The 2,308-nt window shown below is 30.2% G+C and carries 3 protein-coding genes; all 3 read left to right on the top strand.

What is annotated here, in order from left to right; all coding sequences use genetic code 11:
• Positions 1–486: 486 nt before the first annotated feature.
• Positions 487–1,248, top strand: coding sequence for a TIGR04255 family protein (locus Q0Q99_RS06225; protein ID WP_293893043.1), 762 nt, complete (start codon positions 487–489; stop codon positions 1,246–1,248).
• Positions 1,245–1,934 (top strand): hypothetical protein, encoded by a 690-nt coding sequence (locus tag Q0Q99_RS06220; RefSeq protein WP_293893040.1) that lies wholly within the window; start codon positions 1,245–1,247, stop codon positions 1,932–1,934. Before Q0Q99_RS06225 ends, Q0Q99_RS06220 begins: the two co-directional genes overlap by 4 nt.
• Positions 1,935–2,308 (top strand): hypothetical protein (locus Q0Q99_RS06215; protein WP_293893037.1); only part of this gene is annotated, 374 nt, incomplete at its 3' end.

Genomic DNA, 2,308 nt, shown 5'->3' with positions numbered 1-2,308 from the left:
TTAAACGACCTATTTACATGCACAGGTCACTTTTTGTGCGCAAAAAGCCACCTATTTACATGCACAGGTCACTTCCACAACTTTTAAACGACACATTATTGCTACTAAATAGGTTTTTAGGCGGCAATGGGGTGTTTGTATATATAAAAAGAGGTGTGGAAAGGGATGGTTCATAGCCGTTACTACAATTTGAATAGATTCAAGGGTGCTTAATATTGGAGAATAAGTAATGGAAGGCATAAGAAGGGATTTATGCCGAATTGATTGTAAATAGGTGGTATTTGAAAAATATTTTTGAATAGTTGAGGCAGTTGGAAATACTTTTGGTGGGTGGTTGGTAGTTGGAATGAGTATTATAGTAGCAAAGTTGGTGTGGACTAGTGGGAAACTCAATAGCTGAATGTGAAAATAAAATAAGAATTAACGTTTTTTAATTGCTTTTTTAATTACGTTTACACGGTTAAAATAATAAACTAATTAATTCTCATGTCAGTTAAGTATTCTAAAGCACCGATTTCAGAAATCATATTCGGAGTTGTTTTCAAAAGTAACATTCTATTTCAAAATGGTGTCCTATTTGAACTATTAAGCGAATTGAAGGATAGATTCCCAAATATGTTTACACACCCTTCATTAGGAGAAGAAGATGTTGTAAATGGTTTGATTCAAGTCACAATATTACACGAAGATGCTGGGTTCTCTGCTTATAGACTTGTTAGTAACGACAATAAGTGGCAAATAATATTTCATCAAAACTCTTTCTCTTTGCATTGGGTACGTAAAGATACCGAGGATGTTGGCAATTATCCAGGGTTTTCTAATATTTTTTCTGAATTTTTGAGTATAATTAATTTAATAAAAGCAAAAATAAATGACCTTGATACGCATATAAAAGCATATTCTCTTTCCTATAGTGACAGGGTAAATTTGCAGGAATATGAAGAATCTGGCTTATCTATCTTTGAAATAATTACTATTCAGACTCCAAAATTTTCAATAAGCAAAAAAGAATATTCCTACAACAATTTTTATAGTAGATATTCCGTTTTTTGTGAAGAAATAAATGGTTATTCTATTTTTGGTATTAATACACCAACATTACCTATTGGACAATTGTTAATAATAGATAATAAGTTGAAGGGTTACAACGATGACTCAATAGAAGTATGGTTTGAAAAGGCACACAAAATTCAAACTTCTTTTTTTGAAAATATATTTTCCGAAACAATATTAAAAATGTGGAAATGATAAGTAATAATGTTGAGTACAGAAATAAGGATAGAATTGTCGATATTGGAAGTACTCTAAAGCCTGATTCTGTTTTTAGTATTCCAGATGCAAATACCAATAAAAGTCATTATGAAAGGAGTAGAGGTTTAAGGTCATACAGTCAATATTACTCTAACAAACCGGAGTCCCTATTAAAATGCAATGTTATATTTTCAGGAAACAACCAAACGCACTATGGGAATAATTTAGTTGACACTACTTTCGAGAATGATTATGAATGTATTAAAGTATTAATAAGTTCGTCAATTTACGGTAATTCATTTGTTGGCTTTGAAATAAAGTCACCTAACATTAGTCCTAATGATGTAACTGATTATATAGAAGATACCATAAAGGAAGATTTAGAGTTTATTTCTGCATTGAAAGAGACGGATAGTAAAGATGATTTAAAAGCAATTGATGAACTTTACGAGTACGTAGATAACCTTTTTGATTCAAATTCCTATTCTAGAATTGTTAGTTTAATTGAAGCTGTAACTAAAAAGGTCTTTTCATTACGTGTTTTAGTTGGTTTTCTGACCATAACTCATTCACAAAAAAATAGAATACGCAATAGACATAAATTAATTCAAGCTGCCAGACAAAGGGCTGAACAAAAGGGTCTTAAAATCACACAGATAAACAGTATCCTAAAAGGTTTCTAAATGTTTCTTGATTTAACCAAATTTATTGATGAACCAACTTTTTCTATTGCAATATTAATTGCGAAAAACCATAACGGGGGTAATCACACAGGCATAATAACTAAATTTAATGAAGAATTTAAATTTTTTCATCTAGCCTGGCATTTAAATCTTAAATGTGATACTTTTAGTATCTCCTCTTTAGAAACCAACTTCAAATTGGTAAAATGGGTAAAATTTAAATATCTAACATCTGATCCTTTAATTGTTGAGGAAAGGGTGCCAACTATTATTAAACATTTAGAACTTATATATAAAAAGAACCAAAGAAAGATTCCATACAGTATTAAATTTAAAAACACAAGATTTACATCTGAAGGAAATCTTAAGATGGA

It is taken from the genome of Flavobacterium sp. (assembly GCF_025352425.1).
Classification (GTDB): Bacteria; Bacteroidota; Bacteroidia; order Flavobacteriales; family Flavobacteriaceae; genus Flavobacterium.
This window is presented reverse-complemented; position numbering and strand designations above follow the sequence as displayed.

Excerpts from the sequence above, each read along its gene's own strand:
- Q0Q99_RS06220 (WP_293893040.1), top strand. The coding sequence starts at position 1,245 with ATGATAAGTAATAATGTTGAGTACAGAAATAAGGATAGAATTGTCGAT.
- Q0Q99_RS06225 (WP_293893043.1), top strand. The coding sequence starts at position 487 with ATGTCAGTTAAGTATTCTAAAGCACCGATTTCAGAAATCATATTCGGA.